Here is a 25,784-nt window from a genome sequence, read left to right as displayed (position 1 = left end):
CGACCCTAGCCCCAGGTCGGGTGGAACTTGCCGGCGGGTGACAGCGTGAAGATCTCGACCCCGTCCGCCGTCACCCCGACCGAATGCTCGAACTGCGCCGAAAGCGATTTGTCTCGCGTCACCGCCGTCCAGTCATCGGCCAGAACCTTTGTCTCGGGTCGCCCGAGATTGACCATCGGCTCGATGGTGAAGAACATGCCTTCCTCAAGCACAGGCCCGGTGCCCGTACGGCCGTAATGCAGCACGTTGGGCGGTGCGTGAAACACCCGGCCCAGCCCGTGGCCGCAGAAATCGCGCACCACGCTCATCCGGTGGCTTTCCACGTAAGTCTGGATCGCATGGCCGATATCGCCGAACGTATTGCCAGGCTTCACCGCCTCGATCCCCTTGAACAGCGCATCATGCGTGACCTGGATCAACCGCTCGGCCTTGCGGCTGAGTTTGCCCGCCACGTACATCCGCGACGTGTCGCCATACCAGCCATCGACGATCACGGTCACGTCGATATTGAGGATATCGCCGTCCTTCAGCACCTTGTCGCCAGGGATGCCGTGGCAGACAACGTGGTTCACGCTGATGCAACTGGCATGCTGATAGCCCTTGTAGCCGATCGTCGCCGAGAGCGCCCCGGCGGCATCGACCTTCTCCTCGATCATCCGGTCGATCTCGCCGGTGGTCTGGCCGGGAAAGACGTGCTCGGCAAGCTCGTCTAGAATCCGCGCCGCCAGTTCGCCGGCCTTGTGCATGCCGGCGAAATCCGCCTTTTCGTGAATCCGGATGCCGTCGCGCGTCATGCGCCCCCGATGCGTCTCGTTCACTGGCTTTGCCTTCTTGCCGATATTCAGGATCATGAACCCTATTTAGGGCAGTTCGACGCCAAGGACCAGAGCATGAGCCCGGGCAGTATGTGCCCTTTCCGGGCTCCGGCACCCGACGCTAACCTGCTGTAAGAGTTACAATGCCTTTCAGGACCTTTCCCATGCACCGTCTCGCTTTTGCCGTGATTCTTTGCGCCGCTGCCCCCGCCTCGGCCGACACCTGACGCGACGAGATCGCCGCCCTGTTCGACCGTGGTGCCCTCGATCCGTTCACCCGTCCACCGCACCGGATCGAAACGACGGTAACGGATGCGGCCGGTGCCGTGAACTACGAGATGCTCACCACCTGCGACACGCCGCTGCGCGCGATGTCGGGGCTCAAGGGCCAGATGGTGACGCTGATGATCGGCGCCGACACCTGGATCGCGCCGGACCCGGATGGTCCCTGGACGAAGCCCCCCAACCGGAACCCGCCGGATATGGAGGCTTTCCACAAATTGCTGCGCGACCAGTTGGCCGCCAATCTCGGCGATGACAACTGCCCGGGCATGGTCATCCAGGATGGTCGGAGCTATCTCGGTTATCGTTACACCTCCCGGACCGATCCCAGCCCTGACCAGGGCGGCAGGTAGTTCGGCGCCAGCTATACTGTCTTCATCGACGCTGGAACCGGCCTCCTGATGCGCGACGAACAGACCGGCGCCTTCTCTCTTTACCAGCCTGAGCCTGGTAACGACCTGACCGTCGCTCTGTACGGCTAATACCCCACGATCCGCCTCGCGGTCCCGGAATGATCCGTGTCGCGCGGGTGGGCGCCGGGCTTTCGCACGGCAAGCGCGCAAAGCGACACCACCCGCCCACCTCCTGCCGCAATTTGACACTCCGCCCTGCCGCGCGCACCCTAAGCTGACGCCACAGCCGGATGAAAGCCCGCCATGACCCCAGAATTCACCCGCCAGTTGCACGACACGCTTGCACAGATCGAAGCCGACGGGCTTTTGAAACGCGAACGCGCGATCACGTCACCCCAAGGCGCCCATATCGACGTCGCCGGGCGCGACATGCTCAACCTCTGTGCCAACAACTATCTCGGCCTCGCCGATCACCCTTCCCTGATCGCCGCCGCCAAGCAGGCGCTCGACCATGATGGCTTCGGCATGGCCTCGGTGCGCTTCATCTGCGGCACGCACGAACTGCACCGGGCGCTGGAATCCCGCCTGGCACAGTTCCTCAGCAAGGACGACTCCCTCCTTTTCGCCGCCTGTTTCGATGCCAATGGCGGCCTGTTCGAGCCATTGCTCGGCCCCGAAGACGCGGTGATTTCCGACGCGCTCAACCACGCCTCGATCATCGACGGTATCCGGCTCTGCAAGGCGCGTCGCTACCGCTATGCCAATGCCGACATGGACGATCTGGAAACTCAGCTTAAAGCCGCCCGCGCCGATGGTGCGCGCCACATCCTGATCGCCACCGACGGGGTCTTTTCGATGGACGGCTTGCTCGCCCCCCTGCCCGCCATAACGGATCTCGCCGCGCGATATCAGGCAATGGTAATGGTCGACGATTGCCACGCCACCGGCTTCATGGGGCCGAAAGGCCAGGGCACCGGTCACCACCACGGCCTGCACGACAAGATCGACATCGTCACCGGAACCCTGGGCAAGGCGCTGGGCGGCGCGATGGGCGGCTTCATCGCCGGGCCGCAGCCGGTGATCGACCTCCTGCGCCAGCGCGCCCGGCCGTATCTCTTCTCCAACGCGCTGCCGCCGATGATCTGTGCCGCAGCGCTTGCCGCGCTCGATATCGTCGAAAAGGGCGACGACCTGCGCACCCGCCTGTTCGACAACGCCGGCTACTGGCGCGCGGGCCTCACCGCCCGCGGCTTCGAACTGCTGCCAGGCGAACATCCGATTATCCCCGTGATGATCGGCGACGCGCGCCAGTCGCAGGACATGGCAGCGCGGCTGGGCGATCTCGGCGTCTATGTCGCCGGGTTCTTCTTTCCCGTGGTGCCCCAGGGCACCGCCCGGATCCGCACCCAGATGAACGCCGCCCTGACTCGCGCCGATCTCGATTTTGCCCTCGACGCCTTTGAAAGCGCCGGCCGCGATACCAGAGTCCTGACATGAGCAACACCATGAAAGCCCTCGTCAAAAAGTCCCCCGGTCCCGGCCTGTCCTTCACCCACGTCCCGGTTCCCGAAATCGGACCGGACGACGTGCTGATCAAGATCCGCAAAACCGGCATCTGCGGCACCGACGTCCATATCTGGACCTGGGACGACTGGGCGGCCAAGACGGTGCCGACACCGCTTGTGGTGGGGCATGAATTCGCCGGCGAGATCGTCGCGCTGGGCCAAGACGTCGAAGATCTGGAAATCGGCCAGCGCTGCTCTGGCGAAGGCCACATCATCGGCCACCATTCCCGCCAGGCCCGCGCTGGCAAGTTCCACCTCGATCCCGAAACCCGCGGCATAGGTGTCAATGTCCCCGGCGCGTTTGCCGAATATCTCCGCCTGCCAGCGTTCAACGTCGTGCCCCTGCCCGACACCGTCGACGACGAGATCGGCGCCATCCTCGATCCGCTGGGCAATGCCGTGCACACCGCGCTCAGCTTCGATCTCATCGGCGAAGACGTACTGATCACCGGCGCCGGACCGATCGGTATCATGGCCGCCGCCGTCGCTCGGCATGTCGGCGCCCGTCACGTGGTGATCACCGACGTCAACCAGGCCCGGCTCGATCTGGCCACGCAGGTGGCCGACGTGGTCCCGGTCAATGTCGCGCACCAGGACCTGCGCGAGGTGGAAGGCGCACTGCGGATGAAACAGGGCTTCGATGTCGGTCTCGAAATGTCCGGCAACCCGGCGGCATTCGACCAGATGGTCGACACGCTGGTGATGGGCGGGCGCATCGCCATGCTCGGCATCCCGTCCGGGCCGACGCAGGTCGACTGGACCAAGATCGTGTTCAAGGCCATCACCATCAAAGGCGTCTATGGCCGCGAAATCTTCGAAACCTGGTACAAGATGCTTGCCATGCTGGAAAACGGCCTCGATGTGCGCGGCGTCATCACCCACCGTTTCCCCGTCGCCGATTTTTCCCAGGCGTTCGAGGCGATGCTGTCCGGGACCAGCGGCAAGGTCGTGCTCGACTGGACCTGAGCAGGCGGCGTGCTGCACGCAAGGGTCGGATTTCTGTCAGACCCGCCGCCGGCAGCACCTTTCGGTACGGAACATCCCGAGAAGACGCAGGCTTTGGGACCACTGCCCCCCAAAACCTCGGGACATTCCAGGTCAGGTGAAACCGGCAAACCGGTCCGCTCTTCATCTTGCCGAAAATACTCCCGCCGGAGGCCCGCATCGCCGCTGGCTCAACGTCGGGAGAACGCCTCCATGGCCACCCGAGGGCGTCGGGGCGGGCGGGCGCGCCGCTGCGGCCAGGGGGGGGCGCTGCCAGGGTGGGCGACGCCCGAGGGCGGCCATTCATCCCACGAAGGGCAGCGCCCGTCCCAGCGTGATCGCGTCCGGGGAAATCCGGCAGTCGAACGCCATCACCTCGACCCCGGCGGCGCGTGCCGCGGCCAGACCCTCGGCATAGGCCGGGTCGATATCGCCGGCGATGCCCATCCGGTCGCAATCGGTGCGCTGCACCAGATAGAACATCACCGCCCGCGCGCCGCCCTGTGCCACCCGGCTCAGCTCGTGCAGATGTTTCAACCCCCGCGCGGTGCGGGCATCGGGAAACTCCGCCAGCCCCGCTTCGCGGCACAGCGTCACCGATTTCACCTCGATATAGATGTCGGGCCCCGCCCCCGAGAGCAGGAAGTCGATCCGCGAGTTCTGGCCGTACTTCACCTCCGGCCGCACCATTTCCGCCTCCAGCCCCGGCACCGCGCCCGCCATCAGTGCCGCCTTCAGCGCGCGGTTTGGCACCGATGTGTCGACGCCGGTGAAATGGCCGTTCTCGTGATCGACCAGTCGCCAGCCGATTTTCAGCTTTTTCTTCGGATCGTCATTGGGCTCGACCCAGATTCGCGTCCCCGGCTCGGCCAGACCCATCATCGACCCGGGATTGGCGCAGTGCGCCGTCACTTCGCGCCCGTCCTCCAGCCGGACATCGGCCAGGAAGCGTTTGTAGCGGCGGATCAGCCGCGCCGGCTCAAGAGGGGTTTGAAAGCGCATCGCGCAAGGCCTATACCGGCCTCGCGCGCCCTGCAAGGAGTGACCGATGCCCAATCCCACCGCCGCCATGCTAGTGATCGGAGACGAGATTCTCTCCGGTCGGACCCGCGACGCCAACATGCACTACCTCGCGGGCGAACTGGCCAAGACCGGCATCGACCTCAAGGAGGTCCGCATTGTCTCGGACACCGCGGAGGCCATTACAGACGCGGTCGGAACGCTCGCCGACACATACACCCACGTCTTTACCTCCGGCGGCATCGGCCCAACCCATGACGACATCACCGCCGATTGCATCGCCGCCGCCTTCAGCCTCGCCATCGACGTGCGCGACGACGCCCGCGCAATCCTCGAAGAACACTACCAGCGCACCGGTACCGCGCTGAACGAGGCCCGGTTGCGCATGGCCCGCATCCCCGAGGGCGCGACGCTGATCGACAACCCGGTCTCGGCGGCCCCCGGCTTCACGCTCGGAAACGTCCATGTCATGGCCGGGGTACCGCAGATCTTCCAAGCCATGGTTGCCTCCGTGTTGCCTACTCTCACCGGTGGCGCGCCGCTGTTGTCGCAAAGCCTGCGCATCGAGCGCGGCGAAGGTGACATTGCCGGTCCGCTGGCCAAACTGGCACAAGAATTTCCCGACCTCACCATCGGGTCCTACCCCTATTCCCATTCCGGCACGTTCGGTGCCCACATCGTGATCCGCGGCCATGACGGCGCCCGGCTCGACGCCGCCATGCAGAAGCTCAGTCGGCTCTTCCCCGAATGACCCTGCCCGATATCAACACAGTTTACGACGTGATCGACGGCACCTGGCCCGCCGCGGACTATGTCACGTCCGGCCCGTTCACCCTGCGCAAGGGCAGCGGCGGCGGCCAGCGCGTCGCCGCCGCGACGACGGCCCGGCCGGTTGGCGAGGAAGAGATCACCGCGGCTGAGACGGAAATGCGCCGGCTCAACGCTGGCGACCAGCCGCCGCTTTTCATGATCCGCGCGGGTCAGACGGATCTCGACGCCCGGCTTGACGCGCGCGGCTATGACATCGTCGACCCGGTCAATCTCTACGCCACGCCGGTCGACACCCTCACCACCGAACCGGTCCCGCCGGTTACCGCCATCCCAGTCTGGGAACCGCTCGCGATCATGCGCGATATCTGGGCGGCTGGCGGTATCGGGCCCGGCCGACTCGCCGTGATGGAGCGCGCCCCGGGACCCAAGACCGCCATCATCGCCCGCTGGAACGACCACCCCGGCGGCTGCGGCTTCGTTGCCATCCATGACAGCATCGCCATGGTGCACGCGCTGGAAATCCTGCCACATCAGCGCAACCAGGGTCTGGGCAAATGGATGATGCGCCGCGCCGCTTTCTGGGCGCGCGAAAACGGGGCCCACACCCTCTCGGTCGTCTGCACGCAGGCCAATCAGGGCGCCAACGCGCTCTACGCTTCCCTTGGGATGACCCTTGTGGGACAGTATCACTACAGAAAGCTGAAAGAGCCCAAGACATGAGCAAAACCCGACAACCCACCGCTCTCGACCTGCCGATGGTCGATCCCCTGCCCGACGCCACGCAGAAATATTTCGACATCTGCGACGACAAGCTCGGCCTCGTCCCCAACGTGCTCCAGGCCTACGCGTTCGACATCGACAAGCTCAACGCCTTTACCGGGCTCTACAACGACCTGATGCTCGCCCCCTCGGGTCTATCCAAGCTCGAACGCGAGATGATCGCGGTCTGTGTCTCTTCGATCAACAAATGCTTCTACTGCCTCACTGCCCACGGTCAGGCGGTGCGCGAGCTTTCGGGCGATCCGATGCTCGGCGAGATGATGGTAATGAACTGGCGCGTGGCCGATCTCGACGAACGCCAATACGCGATGCTGGAGTTTGCCGAGATGATGACGGTCGAGAGCCACAAAATCGAAGAGAAGCACCGCCAGAAGCTGCGCGACGCGGGCTTCTCCGATCGTGACATCTGGGATATCGCCAACGTGGCGGGGTTCTACAACATGTCCAACCGTGTGGCTTCGGCCACAGACATGCGCCCGAATGACGAATACCACGCGAAATCGCGGTAATCTGCGCGCGGGCCTTGCCGCCGCGCTGGCAGTGCTGATGGCCGCGGCGATACCGGCCCGGGGGCTTGACCTGGCGCTTCCCTCGAATGCCCGTCAAACCGCCCGAACCGAGGCGGCGCCGGACAGCTATGCGCTTGCCAAGGCGCCGTTCGCCAACGGCAGCCTGCCGACGCAGACCATCGAAGGCCGAGTCAGCCGCAGCGCCTGGCGGGTCGAGGCGCAGGGAATTACCACGCTCCAGCTGCTCGCCCCCCTGCGTGGCCAGCTCCAGGCCGACGGATTCGAGATCCTATTCGAATGCGAGGCTGCGGACTGCGGCGGTTTCGATTTCCGCTACGGGCTCGAGGTCTTTGCCGAACCCGCCATGCATGTCGATCTGTTTGATTTCCGCTACCTCGCGGCGCGGCGCGGCGCGGACGGGTCCGCATCCGACTACGTCGCCCTGCTCGTCAGCCGTTCCTCGGCCGCCGGGTTCATCCAAATCACCACCGTATCGCCGCCCGGACGCGATGGCCCGAAAACCTCCACCGGCGCCACCCCGGTCCGCCCGCCGCCGCTTCCCGGCTCCGCCACGCCAACCACGGTTTCGCACCCCGACCAGCCGCTCGACCGCGCGCTGCTGGAACAGGGCCGGGCGGTATTGTCCGACCTCACCTTCGAAACCGGCTCGTCAGCGCTCGGCGACGGCGCCTTCGCCTCGCTAACGGCACTGGCCGACTTTCTCAAGGCCGACCCCGCCCGCCGCATCGCACTTGTCGGTCATACCGATGCCGTGGGTTCGCTGACCAACAACATCGCACTGTCGAAACGCCGCGCCGCCTCGGTGCTCGAACGGCTTGTCTCGGCCCATGATGTTCCGCGCAACCAGCTCGCGGCCGAGGGCATGGGTTATCTCGCGCCGCTCACCACCAATCTGACCGCGGAAGGCCGCGAGCAGAACCGCCGTGTCGAGGCGATTCTGCTCAACACCGAATAGACCTCTGGATTTGTGACAGGTCATTGGGCCAGCGCCGTGTTCGGTCTAGGATCAAACGTAAAAGGAGGCTTTTGCCTTGTTTCTTACCGTGCTCCGCGCAATCGCCCTGATACTGGCTCTCACCGGCATCACCCGCGCCGACGAGGCGCCGTTGCTGATGCTGCCGGTCGCCGTCTTGCAGGACAATGCCGACGTTGTCGCCGCCCATGCTGCGGCCGGCACCGATCTGAATGCGCTCGATCCTTATGGCTCGCGTCCGCTGACCATAGCCGCCACCTTCGGCAGCATGAACGCGCTGCAAGCCCTGATCCAGGGCGGCGCCGATCTCGAAGCCCGCGACGCGCAAGGCTCCACGGCGCTTCACATTGCCGCCTTCTTCGGCCGCACCCGGATGGTCGAAACCCTGCTTTCCGCCGGCGCCGACCCGCTGGCGCGCAACGGCGATGGCTCGACCGCGCTCGACATCGTGCTGGCCCCCTTCGCCTCCGACGTGCCGATCTACGACACTTTGGCCAAAGCGCTGGGCCCGCTTGGGCTGACCCTCGACTACGGCGCCATCGCCGCCGCCCGCCCCGGAATCGCCGCCCTGCTGCGCCCCGACCCCGAGGTCCTGGCGAAGGTGGATTTCACGCCGCCGCCAGACACGCCCTTTCCGGTGGTCAAGGCGGAAAAGGCCCTGCTGGACCGTGCCGCACTGGCCGAGCTTTACTATGAGGCCGGACATCTGGAGAACATCTATGGCCTGCTCGTCCTCAGGGGCGGCGCGGCGGTGGCCGAGCGTTATTTCAACGGCAACGGCCCGGACCAGCTTTCGACTCGTCACTCGATCACCAAAAGCGTGCTTTCGGCGCTTTACGGCATCGCGCTTGAACAGGGCTGCGCGCCCTCGCTCGACGCGAACCTGATTGACTATTTTCCCGAAATCGCAGACCAGATCGGCGACCCGCGCAAAAAGACCATCACAATGCGACAGGCGCTGCAGATGCGCTCGGGCTTTCCGATGGAAACGACCAATCCGCCGCTGCACGACGCCCTATTCTTCTCGGAAGACTGGGACTGGATCCCGCATTTCGCCGACTTCCCGCTGGCCACCGACCCGGGCACCACATTCGCCTATTCCAACCTGACCTCGCAGTTGATTGCGATTGCCCTGCAACGCGCCTGCAGCACCGACCTTAAAAGCTTTGGCCAAGATAACCTGTTCAGCCCCATCGGCGGCACCGTCGCCAGCTGGAGCGCGGACCCGCAAGGCTATTCCATGGGCTGGGGCGAATTGACGATCACCGCCCGCGATATGGCGCGCTTCGGGCAACTCTACCTCAACTTCGGGTTCCATGACGGCAAGACGGTCGTGCCCCCGGAGTGGGTCTCGGCCTCATCGCTCGACAGCTATTCCGAGGATGCCTGGACCACGCCGCGCCTCGGCCGTCATATCGGCGGCGTAGGTTACGGCTATCAGTGGTGGTCGGGACAGGCGGGCAACACCGCCTTCGTCTTCGCTTGGGGGCATGGCGGCCAGATCATTGCTCTGATCCCTCGGCACGCGCTGGTCATCGTCGCCACCGCTGACCCGCAGTTCGGCCTCGACCCGGCCAAGGGCGAAGGCTGGGACAAGGAACAGGCGATCCTCAACCTTGTCGGCAAATACATCGCCACGCTTGGCGTCCGGCCCTGACGTCCAAGCCGCGCGCTGCATTAACCTCAACGGCGGCGATTACATACGGCAGCGTATGCCATACGCTTCGCAGCCAGCCTGCCAGCCAGGTTGCCAGATTGCCGGTCTCGACCGTACGGTGCCATTAATCACTGACAAAAAGAGGCCCCGGAATGGATCCGGGGCCAGTCAGGTTGCGGAAGACGCCCTTGCGGGCCACCTTCAGGGGAAACTCACCAGTCGTTCGGTCCCTTCTCGCCGAAGACATGGACAAGGAAATCGATGAATGCGCGCACCTTCGGCTGGGTGAAGCGACCCGGCGGATAGACCGCGTAAATGCCCTGAGTTTCGACCGGCAAATCGGGGATCACGTCCTCGACCAGACCCTTGTTCATCGCGTCGGCGTAAAGGAAGGACGGCAGATAAGCGATGCCCAGGCCCGAAATCGCCGCGTTCAGAAGGCTTTGGCCGTCATTCACACTCAGCCAGCCCGCGGTTCTCACCTGGCGCTTCTCGCCCGACGGCGCGGTCAGCTTCCAGACGTTGCCGGCCGACTGGTTGGAGTAGTGCAGCAGCTTGTGTTCGTTCAGATCGTCAATCTTCTCGGGTCGCCCATAACGCCGGAAATATTCCGGGCTGGCGATCATCCGCCTGACCGTCTCGGTCAGTTTTCGGGCGCGCAGCGTGCTGTCCTCCAGCTCACCGATGCGGATTGCCATATCGAAACCTTCCGAAATCAGTTCAACATAGCGGTTGTTCAGCACCATGTTGACCGTGATATCGGGAAACTCGGCCAAGAAATCACCCAGAACCGGGCTCAGGTGATTGACCCCGAAATCCGTTGCCACGCTGATCCTAAGCAACCCCGAGGGATCGGATTGCATCGAGGATACCAGCGCATCCGCCTCGCCCGCATCGTTCAGCACGCGCCGCGCACGGTCGTAATAGGCCAGACCAATTTCGGTGGGAGAAACGCGTCGCGTGGTACGGTTCAAAAGGCGCGCGCCCAGCCGGGCCTCGAGCGAGGAGACGTGTTTCGAGACGGCAGATTTCGAAATCCCCATCTTCTTGGCGGCATCTGTAAAGCCCCCTTGGTCCACCACAGTGGCGAAGGCTTCCATTTCCGTCAAACGGTCCATACTCGATCCCTCAAAGCGTCTTTTTATCTTGTCTCGAGGCTCGTTTATGGTCGCAGAATTGGGCAGAATACGGGCGGAAGAGAGATAATATCGGGGATTTGTCGCGGATCGTTGAAGGCAGCGAAACGGTCGGCAGGGTGCTTCCAATGTGGACCACGCGCCATAATTCCGGTGGCCCCAGGCTCTCAGAACACAAAATCACCGGCGCCGAGATCGGCGATATCGACTTTTAACAACGTTATCGAATTGCCGCCGCCGGTGTCGATCACCACGTTCGCGCCAACCTGGGTCATGTGATTGGCCGCAAGGTCGGCATAATCGGAAATCGCCGAAACATCGCGCAGGATGATCGTTTCACTGTTGTTCGTGGCATCGAAGTCGTTGATCGTGTCGTCCCCGTGACCGTCGGCGAAAACGAAGCGGTCGGCGTTAAAGCCGCCGATCAGCACGTCGTTGCCTATACCGCCATCCAACCTGTCGAAGCCGAGCCCGCCGATCAACGTGTCGTTGCCGGCACCGCCGTACAAAGTATCGTGACCACCGCTACCCTGCAGGTTGTCGTTGCCCTGACCGCCATACATCGTATCGCGACCGGTGCCGCCGACCAGCAGGTCGTAGCCACCGCCGCCATAAAGACGGTCAGCGCCGGCATTGCCACGCAGCACGTCGCCGCCGCTGCCGCCATAGAGCGTGTCGTCGCCGTCATAGCCCAGAAGCGTATCGTTCTGGCCGCCGCCATACAACCGGTCATTGCCGCCCTCGCCATGCAGGAAGTCGTCCCCGACCCCGCCAGAAAGCCAGTCGTTGCCCAGCCCTCCGCGCAGCACGTCATGGCCGAGATCGCCTTCCAGCACGTCGCAGCCACTGCCGCCAAGAAGCGTGTCCCGGCCCGTGCCGCCGTCGAGAGAATCCGCGCCGGCATTGCCAACAAGCTTGTCCGCGCCATCACCGCCAAGAAGCGTATCATTGCCGATACCGCCGTAAAGCCGGTCAGCATCCGTACCACCGTCCATCGCATCGTCGCCCGAACCGCCGCGCATCTCATCGTTGCCGCTGCCGCCGATCAGCGTGTCGTCGTCATCCCCACCGTCGAGCAGGTCGTTGCCCGCCCCCCCGTCCAGCGTGTCTTCACCGGCCAGACCGGACAGCGTGTCATTGCCGCCATTGCCCAGGATTGCCTCGCGGAAACTGCTTCCCTCGATCGACTCGGCGTCGCCATCCCCGATGATCCGGGCAAAGTCATCCGGACTGGAAATGGCTAGCGGTAGAGAATAGGCAAACGTCGTCAAATCGCCCATATCGATCTGCAAAACCATCGAATATCCCGCCGTGTCGCCAAAAACCTCGACAGAGGTAAACTGGAGGTATTGTTCGGCCAGGAAGAAGACATTCATCACGCCCGGACCGTTGGCCACCCCTGCATTCCAAGTCAGGATTTCGAAACGGATGAGCGTGTCGTCGCGGAAATCGAAGGTATCGCCATTGTCATAGCCGACGATATTGAAGGTATCCTGACCCGCGCCGCCGTTGTAATACTCACCGGCCGCATCGTGCCCGCCATAGACCTCTACCCGGTCGTCCCCGGCACCGGCGTAAACAGTATCCCGCCCGCCGCGCGGCCTGATGCGATCATCACCCGCACCGGCCCGGAAAAAGTTGTTGACCGATCCTTGTTGGCCGCGGATGTAGTCGTCGAAGGCGGTCCCGATAATGTTGTCGATATGACTTAGAGTATCCCCCGCGGCATCGCCGCTGGAGCCACTAAGGCCTGCGATGACCTGAATCCCCGTCGATGCGCCGGAATAGTCGACCCAGTCGTCGCCGCTCCCACCATGCATGCTGTCGGCACCGGCGCCGCCGATGAAGGTGTCGTTGCCTTCGCCGCCATCCATGGTGTCGTTACCATCGCCGCCATCAAGGACATCGTTGCCGCCATTGCCATACATCTGGTCGGCGCCGTCGCCACCGCGCAGGGTGTCGTTGCCGCCGATCACGGTCGCGGTCAGCGGATAGTTCAGCGTGTCGCCATAGATCGTGTCGTTGCCACCGCCACCTTCCAGAATGTCGTCGCCGCCGGTCAGCGTGCTGGAGCCGAACACTTCCTCGACATCGCCGAAGATCCTGTCGCCGTTCGCCCCGCCGGTGATCGAATCGTTGCCGCCCACAACATTGGCGCCGTCGATGGATTGTGCGTCCCCGACAAGCAGCGACGATGCCGCCGCCCCGCCGGCCAGGCTGATGGTATCGTCCCCACCGATCAGCTGCGCACCGTTCAACACTGTCTCCGAGTCACCGTGCGCGATGACATTACCATTGGTGACCAGCGAGAAGAAATCGTCGCCACCGGTCACGGTGCTGGCCCCATCGATGAAGCGCGCGTCGCCATGCAGGTCGTAATCGGTGTTGCTGACGATATCGCTGATAAACTGATCGGGGCCGCCGACAACGGTCGCGGTGCCAAACACATTGCGCACGTCGCCCGTGAAGGTCACATTGGGGTCCCCGGTAAACGCAATCGTTTCGTTGAAAACGTCACGGCCGCCGTTCAGCGTGCCATCCGTCACCGAAAAGACATCGCCGATCACCCAATCGAACGCCCCGTTGAACGTGTCCCACCCGCCATAGACCGAGGCGCCCGCTGCAATCGTGTTCCCGTCGCCACGGATATAGCTGTTGTTGCCGCCATTGCCGGTGAAGGTGTCGTCGCCCACCTGGCCGGCGCCGGTGCCGCGCAACAGCGTCTCGCCGCTGACGGCGTCGAAGAAATCTCCCGCCACTGTGGCCCCGGCATTCGAGCCGCCAAAGACAAACGCCGTGTTGCCCGCCAGGATTTCACGGTAGAGGATTTCATTCTGCAGCGCATCGTTGGTATTGCCGATCAGCTGGGCGTCGATGCCGCTGTCGAGCGTGATGACGACGTCGGGGTTGGTTTCATTGCCATTACCTATGGCGATTTCCAACTGGGTGAAACTTCCTGAAATCGGATTACTGCCGCCGATGTAGCCCAGGGTCGCGCCCGTCAGCTCTATGTCATCAAGCGGAGAAAGGTTGTTTCCGTAAGAGAAATCGCCCCCGTTTTCGACCACCCCGGCAGAGCCGTAGCTGAGGTCGTGGGTGAACATGTCGTAGAAACTGTCGAGATTGGCAAAATTGATCGTTGTCATGAATTAAGAGTCCCACCGAAATTCCAAAAAATATTCCGGAACTGTGCGGGAAAACATGTCAACAGGTCAACATTATCCGACCGGGCAGCACCTGCTTGTGATCGGGCGGCCGGTGATGCCAGCTGACAGGCGCGTCCTAGAATACGAAGTCGCCAGCGTCGAGATCAGCGATATTCACATTTTGAATCGTGATCGAGTTGCCGGCACCGGTATCGATCACCACGTCCGCACCGACCTGGGTCATGTGGTTGGCCGCCAGGTCGGCATAACCGGTGATGGCCGAAACACCCCGCAGGATGATCACCTCGCTGTCGCTGAACTCGTCGAAGTCATTGATCGTGTCGTCCCCGTGACCGTCGGCGAAAACGAAACGGTCGGCGTTCAGCCCCCCAATCAGCACGTCATCGTCAAGGCCACCCTCGAGGCGGTCAATCCCACCTCCGCCGATCAGCGTGTCGTCGCCAATGCCCCCGAACAGCGTGTCATAGCCACCGGCACCCTGGAGGTTGTCGTTGCCCAGATTGCCATAGATCGTGTCGCGTCCGGTGCCGCCGATCAGCAGGTCGAACCCGCGGCCGCCATACATCCGGTCATCGTCGCCATTGCCGCGCAGTTCATCCCCGCCGCTGCCCCCGAACAGCGTGTCGTTGCCGTCATAACCCAACAGCGAATCCCGCTCACTGCCGCCATAGAGCCGGTCGTTGCCGTCCTCGCCATGCAACTTGTCGTTCCCTGCCTGACCGTAGAGCGTGTCATTGCCGAGCCCGCCGCGCAGCGTGTCGTTACCGAGATCCCCCTCGAGCAGGTCGCGCCCGCTGCCGCCAAGCAGACTGTCCCGGCCGCCGCCGCCTTGGATCGTGTCGGCACCGGCAACACCAAGCAGCGTGTCATTGCCGAAGCCGCCATACAGGCTGTCATTCTCGACCTCACCGGACAAATGGTCGTTTCCTTCGGCACCGAAGATGATGTCAATTCCATCCGTTCCCGTGATGCTGCGGTCGAACCCGAACACCGTATCCGATCCGACGGCGCCATAGGTCGTGGTGTCCGGCGGATCGGGCTCGACATCTGCAAAGACGAGGCCCACAAGTTGCAGCAGGGTGGCCGTCACCGAGTTGCTGTTGTCGGTCAGCGGGTAATAGTCGATCCCCTCGGCGTCGATCAGCACAGCTAGTTGCAGAAGCAGCAGGTACACGTCATCGGCGCTGACCCCGGCAGGGAACACGAGTTCAACCTGACCCCTGTCCTCTGGCGTGTCGTCACCCCGGGCGTCAATCGAATCTTCGAGAAGAATGTCGTAGTAAACGTCGATCGTCCCGAACGTCCCCCCTCCCGGCCCGCCGGATACGCCGCCGATCACCCACTCGGTTCCACTGTCCTCCTGGTAGACGACATAAGAATGAAGCGCGGTGACCCCGCCGACCTCAATGACTCGCGCCTCGATGTAAAGCGTCCCCATACCAGTCCGGCTCCTCGCTGATCCGGGGGCAGTTTTGCCGTTTCACGACTTATGCTGCGCAATCCCCGCGAGTCACGTCCGTTTCGCGGCAGGACAATGACCCAACACCATCATTCTGCACCCGCATCGCCAGAGCGAAAACCCCGTTTCTCCAGAGATGCCGAAATTTTCAGGGATCGGGGCGCGGGTTTCAGGCCACCAGCTGCTCAGCCTTCTTCAGATCGACCGACACCAGCTGGCTGACACCCTGCTCCTGCATGGTGACCCCGAACAGTCGGTCCATCCGCGCCATGGTCACGGCATGGTGGGTGATGATCAGGAACCGCGTGTCGGTGCGGCGGCACATCTCGTCCAGAAGATCGCAGAACCGGGTAACATTGGCATCGTCCAGCGGCGCATCGACCTCGTCGAGCACGCAGATCGGCGCCGGGTTGGCCAGGAACACGGCAAAGATCAGCGCCAGCGCGGTCAAAGTCTGTTCCCCGCCTGAAAGCAGGCTCAGCGTCGACAGTTTCTTACCCGGCGGCTGGCACATGATCTCGAGCCCCGCCTCCAGCGGATCGTCGCTTTCGACCAGGACGAGGTTGGCCTCACCGCCGCCAAAAAGATGCTTGAACAACAGCGAGAAGTTGGCATTGACCTGCTCGAAAGCTGTCAGCAGCCGCTCGCGCCCTTCGCGGTTGAGGCTGGCGATGCCGTTCCTCAGGGTGCGGATCGCTTCTTCCAGGTCGGTTTTCTCCTTGACCAGTTCGTCGTGCTCCTCCTGCACTTCCCGCGCGTCCTCCTCAGCCCGCAGGTTGACCGCACCCAGCGCATCGCGCTGCCGTTTCAGACGGTTGACATCTGCCTCGATGGATTCCGCCGGAGGCATCTTCTCGGGATCGGCGGCGAGGCTCTCCAGCAACTCGGCCGGGCCGCAGTCCTGCTCCTCCTCGATCCGCTCCTGGGCATAGGCCACCGTCTCGCGCGCGGCATCTGCCCGCGCTTCGGCCCGCGCCCGCGCCTCGCGCGCCTCGCCGGCGGCGCGTTCGGCCTCACGTTCTGCCTGAACCGCTGTGCGCTGCGCCTCCTCGCCCACGGCCAGTGCATCCGCCGCCGTTTGTCGCCGTGCTTCCGCCTCGGCAATCGCATCGGCCAATTCCTCGCGCTTGGCAGCGATCTCGCCCGGCGCGGCGTTGGCCTCGGACAGTTCGAGCTCCGAAGCCTCTTTCCGCTCCTGCAACTCGGCGATCCGCTTGCCGGCTGTTTCCAGCCTGTGCTTCCAGCCCGAGATTTCCTTGGTGACTTCCTGGTCCCGCTTCGTGCGCGCCTCGCCTTCCCGGCGCAACTCGTCATGGGCCGAGCGCTTCGACATCATGGTGATCCGCGCCGCCTCGACCGTCATCTTGATGTCGTCGACCTGCGCCCGCGCGGCATCGAGATCACCCAGATCGTCCACACCCTGCTCGGCCTCGGTCATTTGCTTGCGCGCCGCCATGGCGTCTTCCTCGTGGCGGCTCACCGCCAGACCCGCGCTTTCCAGCCGCGAGCTGGCGAGGTTGCGATCGGCCTCAGACCGGCTCAGGGCGCGAGCCGCATCGTTGACCCTGTTGTCCGCCTCGCGCCGTGCCTGCCGGGCTAGCCGGTCGGCCTCGGTCAGATCGGTCAGCCTTTTCTGCAACATCTCATGAGCCTGCTTCGCCCCCATGGCACGGGCGGTAGCCGTCTCCATCTGCTGCTTCAGCGCCTCGAGCCGGTTCAACTGCTGCAGCCGCAACGCCGCGGCGCTCGGGGCGTCTTCTGCCCAGGCCCGGAAGCCGTCCCAGCGCCACAGATCGCCCTCCAGCGTCACCAGCCGTTGCCCGGGCTTCAAAAGCGATTGCAGCCGCGGCCCGTCCTCGGGGTCGACCAGCCCGATCTGGCTCATCCGCCGCACCAGCACCTCGGGCACCGAGACATGGTTAGTCAGCGCATCCGCCCCCTCGGGCAAGGGTTGCGGCTGGGCGTAGGCCGGCAGCGCGGTCCAACCCGATGGCCCATCCGCGTCAACCTCCGGTGCGCGCAGATCGTCGGCCAGCGCCGCGCCCAGCGCCTTCTCATATCCCTGTTCGACCTGCAGCCGGTCGAGAATCTGCCCACCCTCGGCGGTGTCCCGCTCCACCAGTTTGGCCAGCGCCGTCGCCTCGGCAGACAGCGCCCCCAGTTCACCTTCGGCCTCCGAGCGCTCGGCCCGGGCATCGGCCTCACGTGCCTGGCAATCGGCCCGCGCCGCATCGGCCTGCGCCAGCGCCTCCTCGACCTCTTCCGCCTTGGCAACCGCCGCGGTCTCCGCCTCGCTCGCCGTTGCATGGTCGGCTTCCGCCCTCTTAAGCGCCGCCTCGGCCTCGCTTGCCGCCGTCTTGGCCTTGGCCGCTTCGGCTTCGCTGCGCTCCAGCGTCCTGCGGCTGTCCTCCAGCAAGCGGTGTGCCGACTGGTGCCGCGCGGCCAGCCGCGCCACGTCCTCGGTCAGCTGGGAAAGGTCGTTCTCACGCTCGGACAGTACCCGCGCCGCCTCGTGTGCCTCGGCCGCCGCCGACTCGAGACGGGCCTCGTGGCCTTCGCCGGCCTTGGCCAGCTCGCGCGCCTCCCACTCCAGCCGCTCGATCGTCTCGCCCGCGTCGCGGTTGAGCCCCGACTCGCGCTCCATATCGGCACCCAGTTGCGCGATCCTCCGCTCCAGTGTCTCGATCGCTTCGCGCGCGCGCGCCTCCTGATCGTTGAGCGTGTCGCGCTGCACCTGCAACCGCTGCAGCACCGCCGCGGCAATCGCCTCTTCCTCGCGCAGCGGCGGCAGGGCCTCGTCCTTCTCCTGCCGCTGCCTGGCCGCAGCCCGCGCCGCCGCCTCAGCCTGGGCCGCCGCACTGACCCGGCCACGCAGGTCCTCCTCGGCCCGGGCACGGGCCTCGTCAGCTTCTTTCCAACGGCGATAGAGCAACATGCCTTCAGCCTTGCGCAGGTCTTCCCCGATCGCGCGATAGCGCGCCGCCTGCCGGGCCTGCCGCGCCAGCTGCCCTAACTGGGTGGCAAGCTGTTCAATCACGTCGTCGACCCGCGCCAGGTTCTGCTCGGCCCCTTTCAGCTTCAGCTCGGCCTCGTGCCGGCGCTGGTATAGCCCGCTGATCCCGGCGGCTTCCTCCAGGATCCGGCGCCGGTTCTTCGGCTTGGCGTTGATCAGCTCCGAAATCTGTCCTTGCCGCACCAGCGCCGGCGAATGTGCCCCGGTCGAGGCATCGGCGAACAGCATCTGCACGTCGCGGGCCCGCACATCCTTGCCGTTGGTCTTGTAGGCCGAACCCACATCCCGGGTGATCCGCCGCACGATTTCCAGCACGTCACTGTCGTTGAAGCCCGACGGCGCCAGCCGTTCCGAGTTGTCGATCAACAGCCCCACTTCGGCGAAGTTCCGCGCCGGCCGGGTCGCTGCCCCAGCAAAGATCACGTCCTCCATGCCGCCGCCGCGCATCGCCGTGGGCCGATTCTCGCCCATCACCCAGCGTAGAGCCTCGAGCAGGTTCGACTTGCCACAACCGTTCGGGCCGACCACGCCGGTCAACCCGTCGGCAATGATCAGCTCCGTCGGATCGACGAAGCTCTTGAAACCGGTCAGTCTGAGCTTGGAGAAACGCAAATTCCTGAGCCTGCCCGTTGCCTGTTGCTCTGATTCCGAGATTTCGGCGAGTTTGACGGCCACCCGCCCTCCGAGTCAATGTCCCAGACCCAGCATCTTGCGGGATAGGCGAAGTTATCCACAAAATATTGCCAACGTCGACGTGTGACCGCGCCGCGAACGCGCGGCAGCACGTCGGAATCGGCCTTGACCCTGCGGCGCAATTGCGGCCATTGTGCCGATGCATGGTTCCCCAGGGGCGCAAAGCGTCCGGGGATGAAATGGGAATGCGGGCCGGGCGACCCAAATCGGGACCCTCATCCGCAGCCGCCCCCGCGACTGTAAGCGGTGAGCGCGCGTGATCGAAGCCACTGGGGCTATACCCCGGGAAGGCCACGTGGCGCTGCGACCCGCAAGCCAGGAGACCAGCCATCGCACGCGGGCCCTCGGGCCCGACCATTTCAACGGACGGGGTGTTCCGTGAGGGTGGAGGACAGGATCGGACAGCCGTATCGTGCCGCCTCTCACAAGCCCCCCTTCAACAACGGATGTACCCAAGGGGACATGAAAATGAAAAAGCTTCTGATCGCCGCAGCCGCCTCGCTGGCCGCCACGCCGGCGCTGGCCCACCACCCGCTGGCGGGTGAGCCGATGATGACCTTCGCCCACGGGATTCTGTCGGGCGTTGGCCACCCGGTGCTCGGCTTCGATCACCTGTTCTTCGTCGCCGTCATGGGCGTCGCCGCGCTGTTCACCGGCCGCAAGCTGCTGGCCCCCGCGGCCTATATCGCCGCGATGATGGCCGGCGTTTTGATCGTCTCGCTCGGTGGCGCCCTGCCCATGGTCGAAGGCGTGATCGCGCTGTCACTGCTTACGCTCGGCGGCATCGTGCTCTCGGGCCGCGCGCTGTCGCTCGTGCCGGCCGCAGTGATCTTTGCCGGCTTCGGCCTGTTCCACGGCGCCGCTTTCGGCGGCCCGATCGCCGCACAGGAGGCCGGCATGGGCACACAGGTTCTCGTCGGCTACCTGATCGGGCTGGCGTTCATCCAGTATGCCATTGCCCTCGCCGCCGGCTGGGTGGTCGAGCACCTGCTAAGCGCCTCTGAGGCCGCCGCAGTCAATGCCCGCCTGTCGGGCGCCCTGGCCGCCGGGGCTGGCCTGTTCTTGTGCCTCGAGGCGGTGGAAGGCCCGGCGCTCACCGCGCTGTTCGGCGCCTGAGTCGTCCTTACCCCTGACATTCGAGCGGTCCGCCAGCCGGGCCGCCCGCTTTCTTGATTGCCGTTCAAGAGGTGCCACCATGCCCGCCAAGGTTCCCGCCACCATCGTCACCGGCTTCCTCGGCGCTGGGAAAACCACGCTGATCCGCCACATGCTGGAAAATGCCGGCGGCCGTCGCATCGCGCTGATCATCAACGAATTCGGCGATCTCGGCGTCGATGGCGACCTCCTGAAAGGCTGCGGTGACGAAACCTGCTCCGAAGACGACATCATGGAGCTATCGAACGGCTGCATCTGCTGCACCGTGGCCGAGGACTTCATCCCGACGATGGAGGCGCTTCTCAATCGCGAAAACGCCCCGGACCATATCGTCATCGAAACCTCCGGCCTCGCGCTGCCTCAGCCTCTGGTGCGCGCCTTTAACTGGCCCGGCATCTCGACCCGCGTCACTGTTGACGGCGTCGTCACCGTCGTCGACGGCAAGGCGGTGCATGAAGGCCTCTTCGCCTCCAACCTGGCCGCCATCGAGGCCCAGCGCGCGGCGGACGAAAACCTCGACCACGAAACCCCGCTCTCCGAACTGTTCGAAGATCAGCTCGCCTGCGCCGACATGATCGTGATCAACAAGTCAGACTTGCTGAACGCGGATCAGCTGACCGAAACCACCGGCAACATTCAGTCCGGCGCCCGGGACGGCGTGCACGTGGTGCATGCCACTATGGGCGCCCTGCCGGTCGACGTGCTGCTCGGACAGGGCATCGGCGCCGAGGCCGATCTCGACGCCCGCCACGAGGTCCACCACCATCACCACCACGATGACGACCACGACGATCATCACCATGAACACGAACACGGCCATGACGAATTCGAAAGCTTCGTCGTCACCCGCCCCGAGATTGCCGACGCCCAGACTTTCGCCGAACGCATCGCCGGTACCATCCGCCACCACGACATCCTGCGGCTCAAGGGCTTCGCCGCGGTCGCCGGCAAGCCGATGCGCCTCGCCATCCAAGCGGTCGGCCCCCGCGTCGATACCTATTTCGACCAGCCGTTCGCCCCCGGCACCCCGCGCGAAACCCGCCTCGTCGTGATCGGCCAGGCCGGGCTCGACCGCGCCGCCATCGAGGCCGCCCTTTCAGCATGATCTCCATCGCGCCCACCACTCCGCGCGATCCCGCCACCCGGGCGCTGCTCAAGGCGTCGCACGCGCTGATGGGCTCGCTCTTCCCGGCCGAAGCCAACCACTTTCTCGACCTCGATGCGCTCGACGCCGACAACATCCGCTTGTTCGCCGCGCGCGACGGCCGGGCCACCCTCGCCACCGGCGCGCTCGCGGTTAAAGACGGCTATGGCGATGTCAAATCCATGTTCACCGCGCCCCGAGCCCGTGGCAAAGGCGCCGCCGCCGCCCTGCTCAAGCATATCGAAGACACCGCCCGCGCTCTCGACCTGCCCGTTCTGCGCCTCGAAACCGGCGCCGGGCTCGACGCCGCCCACCGGCTTTACGTTCGCCACGGCTTCGCCCCCCGCGGCCCGTTCGGCGATTATCCCGACAGCCTGTACTCGTTGTTCATGGAAAAACCGCTGGCGGAGTAACCGGTCCCATGCTTGGTCTTGCCAAATATTTTTCCGCCGGAGGCACCCTGCCTCTGTGCCAGTGCCGCGGGTCAACCTGATGCACCTGCTCGCTGCCACGCCCGGAGCCATAGATTACGGTAAGGAGCCCGTCGATCTCGGCCAGACCCCGGCCGATATCGTCTTTATCTCCGCCGCCGACACCGAGCTTGCCGCGCTCTCCGACGCCCGCGCCGAGATGGCAGCGCCCCCAACCCTGCGGCTGGCCAATCTCACCCATCTCCAACACCCGATGTCGGTCGATCTGCATCTCGACGACACCGCCACGACGTCCCGCCTCGTCATCGCGCGCGTCCTTGGCGGCGCGGGGTATTGGCGCTACGGCGTAGAACAATACGCCGCCCGGTGTCACCAGACGGGTGTCCCGCTGGCGCTGCTGCCCGGCGACGACAAACCTGACGCCGAGCTGCGTAGCCTCTCGACCGTGTCGGATGAAGACTACGACGCGCTTTGGGCCTATCTCGTCGAAGGCGGTCCGCAGAACAGCGCCAATTTTCTCGCCTATGCCCGCGCCATGCTGGACGGGGGCGAAAAACCTGCGCCCGCGGCCCCGCTATTGCGCGCCGGCATCTACTGGCCCGGTGCGGGCGCGGCCGACTTGGCCGCCGCCCGCGACAACTGGACCGCCGGCGCCCCCATCGTGCCGGTTATCTTCTACCGTGCACTGGTCCAGGGCGCCGGTCTCAACCCGATCAACCGCCTCACCCGCGCCCTGCTGCGCCAGGGCCTCAACCCGTTGCCGATCTTCGTCGCCTCGCTGAAAGACCCGGTCAGCAAAGCCACGCTCGAAACCCTCTTCACTCAGGCCCCGCCCAGCGTCATCCTCAACGCCACCGCCTTCGCCGTCGGCTCACCGTATACCGGCGACGACAGCCCGGCCAATCCGCTGGCCACGCCCGCCGCCAACGCCGCCCCGGTTTTCCAGCTGGTACTGGCCGCCTCCTCCGAAGACAGCTGGCGCGACGGTCTCACCGGTCTCTCGGCTCGCGACATCGCCATGAACGTCGCCCTTCCGGAGGTCGACGGCCGCGTCCTGACCCGCGCCATCTCGTTCAAGGGCGAGGCCTTCTTCGACGAAGCCACCGAATGCCCGATTGCCACCTACCGCGCGCAGGGCGACCGCATCGACTTCGTCGCCCGTCTCACCGCCAACTGGGCCAAACTGCGCCACACCGTCCCTGCCGACCGCAAGGTCGCGCTGGTCCTCGCCAACTATCCCAACAAGGACGGCCGGCTCGCCAACGGCGTCGGTCTGGACACCCCCGCTGCCACTGCTCACGCCCTCTCGCTGCTCGCCGAAAACGGCTACCGCGTCGACGCCCCGCCCGCCGACAGCGATGCCCTGATGCAGGCCATCCTCGCCGGCCCGACCAACTGGCTCACCGACCGCGCCAAACGCGACGGCGGCGTCACCCTGCCGCTCTCGACCTACACCGAGCACTACGCAAGGCTCCCCTGGATGCTTCGCGAGGCGATGGAATCCCGCTGGGGCAAACCGGAAACCGACCCGTTCTTCATCTTGCCGCAAATACTCCCGCCGGAGGCATCCGACAGGGCCTCAAGCGAAGGCGGTTTCAAGCTTTCGATCCTGGAACACGGCAACGCCGTCATCGGCATCCAGCCCGCCCGCGGCTACAACATCGATCCGACCGAGACCTACCACTCCCCCGATCTTGTCCCGCCGCACAATTACCTCGCCTTCTACATTTGGCTGCGCCACGTCCACGGTTCACACGCCATCGTCCACATGGGCAAGCACGGCAATCTCGAATGGCTGCCCGGCAAGGCGCTGGCGCTCTCGGCGGAATGCTGGCCCGAGGCCGTGCTCGGACCCGTGCCGCACATCTACCCCTTCATCGTCAACGACCCCGGCGAGGGCACCCAGGCCAAGCGCCGCGCGCAGGCGGTGATCATCGACCACCTCACGCCGCCGCTGACCCGCGCCGAAACCTATGGGCCGCTCAAAGACCTCGAAGCCCTGGTCGACGAGTATTACGAAGCGGCCGGCGTCGATCCCCGCCGCATCGACCACCTACGGCGCGAGATCCTGTCGCTGTCCGCCGCCACCGGGCTCGACAGCGATGTCGGCATGACCGGGCAGGACGAGGACACCGATCTCGCCAAGCTCGACGCCTATCTCTGCGAGTTGAAAGAGGCCCAGATCCGCGACGGCCTTCACATCTTCGGTCAGTCGCCCACCGGCCCGCAGGAAACTGACCTTCTGATCGCTCTCACCCGCATTTCCCGCGGCGACGGCAAGGGCGGAAACGCCTCGCTCCTCCGCGCCCTCGCCGCGGATCTCGAGCTCGATTTCGACCCGCTCGACGCCGACATGGCCGAACCGTGGCTGGGCATCCGCCCGACGATCCTCAATTCACTCGGCGGCGCCTGGCGCTCAACCGGCGATACGATCGAGCGCCTCGAAATCCTGGCGCAGACCCTGTTGCGGGACGGTGGGGGGGGCGATGCGGAGCGAGCGCCCGCCCCCGGCCCGGCTGCGCAAGCCGTGCTCGACGAGATCGAAACCCACATCCGTCCCGCCCTGCGCCGCTGTGGCCCCGGCGAAGGAAACGGCCTTCTCACCGCGCTCGATGGCCGGTTCGTCCCACCCGCACCCTCCGGTGCCCCCACCCGCGGCCGCCTCGACACCCTGCCGACCGGGCGCAACTTTTTCTCGGTCGATGCCCGCGCCGTGCCCACCCCCACCGCCTGGGCGTTGGGTTGGAAATCTGCGAACCTGCTGATCGAAAAGCATCTACAAACCCACGGTGACTGGCCACGGACCATGCTGATCACCGCCTGGGGCACCGCCAACATGCGCACCGGCGGCGACGACATCGCCCAGGCCCTCGCCCTGATCGGCGTCAAACCGCAATGGGACACAGCCAATCGCCGGGTCACCGGTTTTGAAATCCTGCCGCAATCCGTCCTCGCCCGTCCCCGCGTCGACGTCACCCTGCGCATCTCCGGTTTCTTCCGCGATGCGTTCCCCCAACTCATCGCCCTGTTCGACTCGGCCTCTCGCGCCGTGCAGGAACTTGACGAACCGGAAGATCTCAACCCCGCGGCGGCCCGCGCCCGCACGGACGGCACCCAACCCCGCATCTACGGCTCCAAGCCCGGCGCCTACGGGGCCGGGCTCCAGGCCATGATCGACGAACGCCTCTGGGCCTCGAAATCTGACCTGGCCGAGGCTTACCTGGAATGGGGCTCCTATGCCTACGGCGCGGGGCTCGAAGGCCGACGCGACCGCGGCGGCTTCGAGACCCGCCTGAATCAGACCGAGGCCATCGTCCAGAACCAGGACAACCGCGAACACGACCTGCTCGACAGCGACGACTACTACCAGTTCGAGGGCGGTGCCGCCGCCGCGGTCTCCACGCTTCAGGGCCAGAACCGACCGATCTATCACAACGACCACTCCCGCCCCGAACGCCCCCTTATTCGCACGCTTGACGACGAGATTGCCCGCGTCGTCCGCTCGCGCGTCGTCAACCCGAAATGGATCGAAGGTATTAAGCGCCATGGCTACAAGGGCGCGTGCGAAATCGCCGCCACGGTGGACTATCTCTTCGCCTTCGCAGCCACCACAGGCGCGGTGAAAGACCACCATTTCGACATGGTCGAAGCCGCCTTCCTCGAAGACGACTCCACCCGTGATTTCATCGCCGAACACAACGAACCCGCCTTGCGCGAGATCGCGGAGCGCCTGCAGGAGGCCATCGACCGCGATCTCTGGCAGCCTCGTTCGAATTCCGCCCGGGCCCGAATTTCGGCACTGATGGACCCACGGACCGGATAGCGCCTGCGCCGCCCGCGGCGGCGCGCCGAGTTG

The 25,784-nt window shown here is 65.0% G+C and carries 18 protein-coding genes and 1 riboswitch; of the genes, 12 read left to right on the top strand and 6 right to left on the bottom strand.

Annotated features, from left to right (window positions below; genetic code table 11):
- Positions 1-5 precede the first annotated feature (5 nt).
- Positions 6-851: a type I methionyl aminopeptidase gene (gene map, locus NO357_RS11895; RefSeq protein WP_306735890.1), complete on the bottom strand. Its 846-nt coding sequence runs from the start codon at positions 849-851 to the stop codon at positions 6-8.
- Positions 852-1,141: 290 nt separating this feature from the next.
- On the opposite strand from map, the gene NO357_RS11890 reads away from it, so the two are divergent.
- The 3 genes from NO357_RS11890 (at position 1,142) to tdh (ending at position 3,981) form a co-directional block, all read left to right on the top strand.
- Positions 1,142-1,450, top strand: a complete 309-nt coding sequence (locus NO357_RS11890) for a hypothetical protein (RefSeq protein ID WP_306735889.1) — start codon at positions 1,142-1,144, stop codon at positions 1,448-1,450.
- Between the two features lie 303 nt (positions 1,451-1,753).
- On the top strand, positions 1,754-2,947 hold the full coding sequence (locus NO357_RS11885) for a glycine C-acetyltransferase (protein WP_306735888.1): 1,194 nt from the start codon (positions 1,754-1,756) through the stop codon (positions 2,945-2,947).
- A gap of 8 nt (positions 2,948-2,955) precedes the next feature.
- On the top strand, positions 2,956-3,981 hold the full coding sequence (gene tdh, locus NO357_RS11880; protein WP_306736187.1) for an L-threonine 3-dehydrogenase: 1,026 nt from the start codon (positions 2,956-2,958) through the stop codon (positions 3,979-3,981).
- A gap of 321 nt (positions 3,982-4,302) precedes the next feature.
- Here tdh and sfsA read toward each other — a convergent pair whose 3' ends face one another.
- On the bottom strand, positions 4,303-5,001 hold the full coding sequence (sfsA, locus tag NO357_RS11875) for a DNA/RNA nuclease SfsA (protein ID WP_306735887.1): 699 nt from the start codon (positions 4,999-5,001) through the stop codon (positions 4,303-4,305).
- A 46-nt stretch (positions 5,002-5,047) separates the two neighbouring features.
- Here sfsA and NO357_RS11870 point away from each other — a divergent pair, with 46 nt between their 5' ends.
- The 5 genes from NO357_RS11870 to NO357_RS11850 all read left to right on the top strand — a co-directional run bounded on the left by NO357_RS11870 (position 5,048) and on the right by NO357_RS11850 (position 9,730).
- Complete coding sequence (locus tag NO357_RS11870; RefSeq protein ID WP_306735886.1) at positions 5,048-5,770, top strand: competence/damage-inducible protein A; 723 nt, start codon at positions 5,048-5,050, stop codon at positions 5,768-5,770.
- Entirely contained in the window at positions 5,767-6,510 is a 744-nt protein-coding gene (locus NO357_RS11865; protein ID WP_306735885.1) for a GNAT family N-acetyltransferase, read from the top strand. Before NO357_RS11870 ends, NO357_RS11865 begins: the two co-directional genes overlap by 4 nt.
- The gene (locus NO357_RS11860; protein WP_306735884.1) at positions 6,507-7,079 is read left to right on the top strand and encodes a peroxidase-related enzyme; all 573 of its coding nucleotides are present in this window, start codon (positions 6,507-6,509) and stop codon (positions 7,077-7,079) included. The genes NO357_RS11865 and NO357_RS11860 overlap by 4 nt, the downstream gene beginning before the upstream one ends.
- Positions 7,051-8,055, top strand: a complete 1,005-nt coding sequence (locus NO357_RS11855; RefSeq protein WP_306735883.1) for an OmpA family protein — start codon at positions 7,051-7,053, stop codon at positions 8,053-8,055. Before NO357_RS11860 ends, NO357_RS11855 begins: the two co-directional genes overlap by 29 nt.
- Before the next feature lie 76 nt (positions 8,056-8,131).
- Complete coding sequence (locus NO357_RS11850; protein ID WP_306735882.1) at positions 8,132-9,730, top strand: serine hydrolase; 1,599 nt, start codon at positions 8,132-8,134, stop codon at positions 9,728-9,730.
- A 212-nt stretch (positions 9,731-9,942) separates the two neighbouring features.
- On the opposite strand, the gene NO357_RS11845 is transcribed toward NO357_RS11850, so the two are convergent.
- The 4 genes from NO357_RS11845 to smc all read right to left on the bottom strand — a co-directional run bounded on the left by NO357_RS11845 (position 9,943) and on the right by smc (position 19,117).
- Positions 9,943-10,848 (bottom strand): LysR family transcriptional regulator, encoded by a 906-nt coding sequence (locus tag NO357_RS11845; protein ID WP_306735881.1) that lies wholly within the window; start codon positions 10,846-10,848, stop codon positions 9,943-9,945.
- A gap of 185 nt (positions 10,849-11,033) precedes the next feature.
- Positions 11,034-14,012 carry a calcium-binding protein gene (locus tag NO357_RS11840; RefSeq protein ID WP_306735880.1) on the bottom strand — a complete coding sequence of 993 codons (2,979 nt, stop codon included), beginning with the start codon at positions 14,010-14,012 and terminating at the stop codon, positions 11,034-11,036.
- Positions 14,013-14,148: 136 nt separating this feature from the next.
- Positions 14,149-15,471: a calcium-binding protein gene (locus tag NO357_RS11835; RefSeq protein WP_306735879.1), complete on the bottom strand. Its 1,323-nt coding sequence runs from the start codon at positions 15,469-15,471 to the stop codon at positions 14,149-14,151.
- 190 nt (positions 15,472-15,661) lie between these two features.
- On the bottom strand, positions 15,662-19,117 hold the full coding sequence (smc, locus tag NO357_RS11830) for a chromosome segregation protein SMC (protein ID WP_306735878.1): 3,456 nt from the start codon (positions 19,115-19,117) through the stop codon (positions 15,662-15,664).
- A 207-nt stretch (positions 19,118-19,324) separates the two neighbouring features.
- Positions 19,325-19,544: riboswitch (cobalamin riboswitch) on the top strand.
- A gap of 122 nt (positions 19,545-19,666) precedes the next feature.
- On the opposite strand from smc, the gene NO357_RS11825 reads away from it, so the two are divergent.
- The 4 genes from NO357_RS11825 to cobN all read left to right on the top strand — a co-directional run bounded on the left by NO357_RS11825 (position 19,667) and on the right by cobN (position 25,751).
- Complete coding sequence (locus NO357_RS11825; protein WP_306735877.1) at positions 19,667-20,314, top strand: HupE/UreJ family protein; 648 nt, start codon at positions 19,667-19,669, stop codon at positions 20,312-20,314.
- 79 nt (positions 20,315-20,393) lie between these two features.
- Entirely contained in the window at positions 20,394-21,458 is a 1,065-nt protein-coding gene (gene cobW, locus NO357_RS11820; RefSeq protein ID WP_306735876.1) for a cobalamin biosynthesis protein CobW, read from the top strand.
- Positions 21,455-21,910: a GNAT family N-acetyltransferase gene (locus NO357_RS11815; RefSeq protein ID WP_306735875.1), complete on the top strand. Its 456-nt coding sequence runs from the start codon at positions 21,455-21,457 to the stop codon at positions 21,908-21,910. Before cobW ends, NO357_RS11815 begins: the two co-directional genes overlap by 4 nt.
- Positions 21,911-21,989: 79 nt before the next feature.
- Positions 21,990-25,751, top strand: coding sequence for a cobaltochelatase subunit CobN (gene cobN, locus NO357_RS11810; protein ID WP_306735874.1), 3,762 nt, complete (start codon positions 21,990-21,992; stop codon positions 25,749-25,751).
- Positions 25,752-25,784 lie beyond the last annotated feature (33 nt).

Source organism: Marimonas arenosa, from assembly GCF_030848945.1.
GTDB classification, from domain to species: domain Bacteria; phylum Pseudomonadota; class Alphaproteobacteria; order Rhodobacterales; family Rhodobacteraceae; genus Marimonas; species Marimonas arenosa.
This window is presented reverse-complemented; position numbering and strand designations above follow the sequence as displayed.

Excerpts from the sequence above, each read along its gene's own strand:
- map (WP_306735890.1), bottom strand. The coding sequence starts at position 851 with ATGATCCTGAATATCGGCAAGAAGGCAAAGCCAGTGAACGAGACGCAT.
- NO357_RS11885 (WP_306735888.1), top strand. The coding sequence starts at position 1,754 with ATGACCCCAGAATTCACCCGCCAGTTGCACGACACGCTTGCACAGATC.
- tdh (WP_306736187.1), top strand. The coding sequence starts at position 2,956 with ATGAAAGCCCTCGTCAAAAAGTCCCCCGGTCCCGGCCTGTCCTTCACC.
- sfsA (WP_306735887.1), bottom strand. The coding sequence starts at position 5,001 with ATGCGCTTTCAAACCCCTCTTGAGCCGGCGCGGCTGATCCGCCGCTAC.
- NO357_RS11870 (WP_306735886.1), top strand. The coding sequence starts at position 5,048 with ATGCCCAATCCCACCGCCGCCATGCTAGTGATCGGAGACGAGATTCTC.
- NO357_RS11865 (WP_306735885.1), top strand. The coding sequence starts at position 5,767 with ATGACCCTGCCCGATATCAACACAGTTTACGACGTGATCGACGGCACC.
- NO357_RS11860 (WP_306735884.1), top strand. The coding sequence starts at position 6,507 with ATGAGCAAAACCCGACAACCCACCGCTCTCGACCTGCCGATGGTCGAT.
- NO357_RS11855 (WP_306735883.1), top strand. The coding sequence starts at position 7,051 with ATGACGAATACCACGCGAAATCGCGGTAATCTGCGCGCGGGCCTTGCC.
- NO357_RS11845 (WP_306735881.1), bottom strand. The coding sequence starts at position 10,848 with ATGGACCGTTTGACGGAAATGGAAGCCTTCGCCACTGTGGTGGACCAA.
- NO357_RS11840 (WP_306735880.1), bottom strand. The coding sequence starts at position 14,012 with ATGACAACGATCAATTTTGCCAATCTCGACAGTTTCTACGACATGTTC.
- NO357_RS11835 (WP_306735879.1), bottom strand. The coding sequence starts at position 15,471 with ATGGGGACGCTTTACATCGAGGCGCGAGTCATTGAGGTCGGCGGGGTC.
- NO357_RS11825 (WP_306735877.1), top strand. The coding sequence starts at position 19,667 with ATGAAAAAGCTTCTGATCGCCGCAGCCGCCTCGCTGGCCGCCACGCCG.
- cobW (WP_306735876.1), top strand. The coding sequence starts at position 20,394 with ATGCCCGCCAAGGTTCCCGCCACCATCGTCACCGGCTTCCTCGGCGCT.
- NO357_RS11815 (WP_306735875.1), top strand. The coding sequence starts at position 21,455 with ATGATCTCCATCGCGCCCACCACTCCGCGCGATCCCGCCACCCGGGCG.
- cobN (WP_306735874.1), top strand. The coding sequence starts at position 21,990 with ATGCACCTGCTCGCTGCCACGCCCGGAGCCATAGATTACGGTAAGGAG.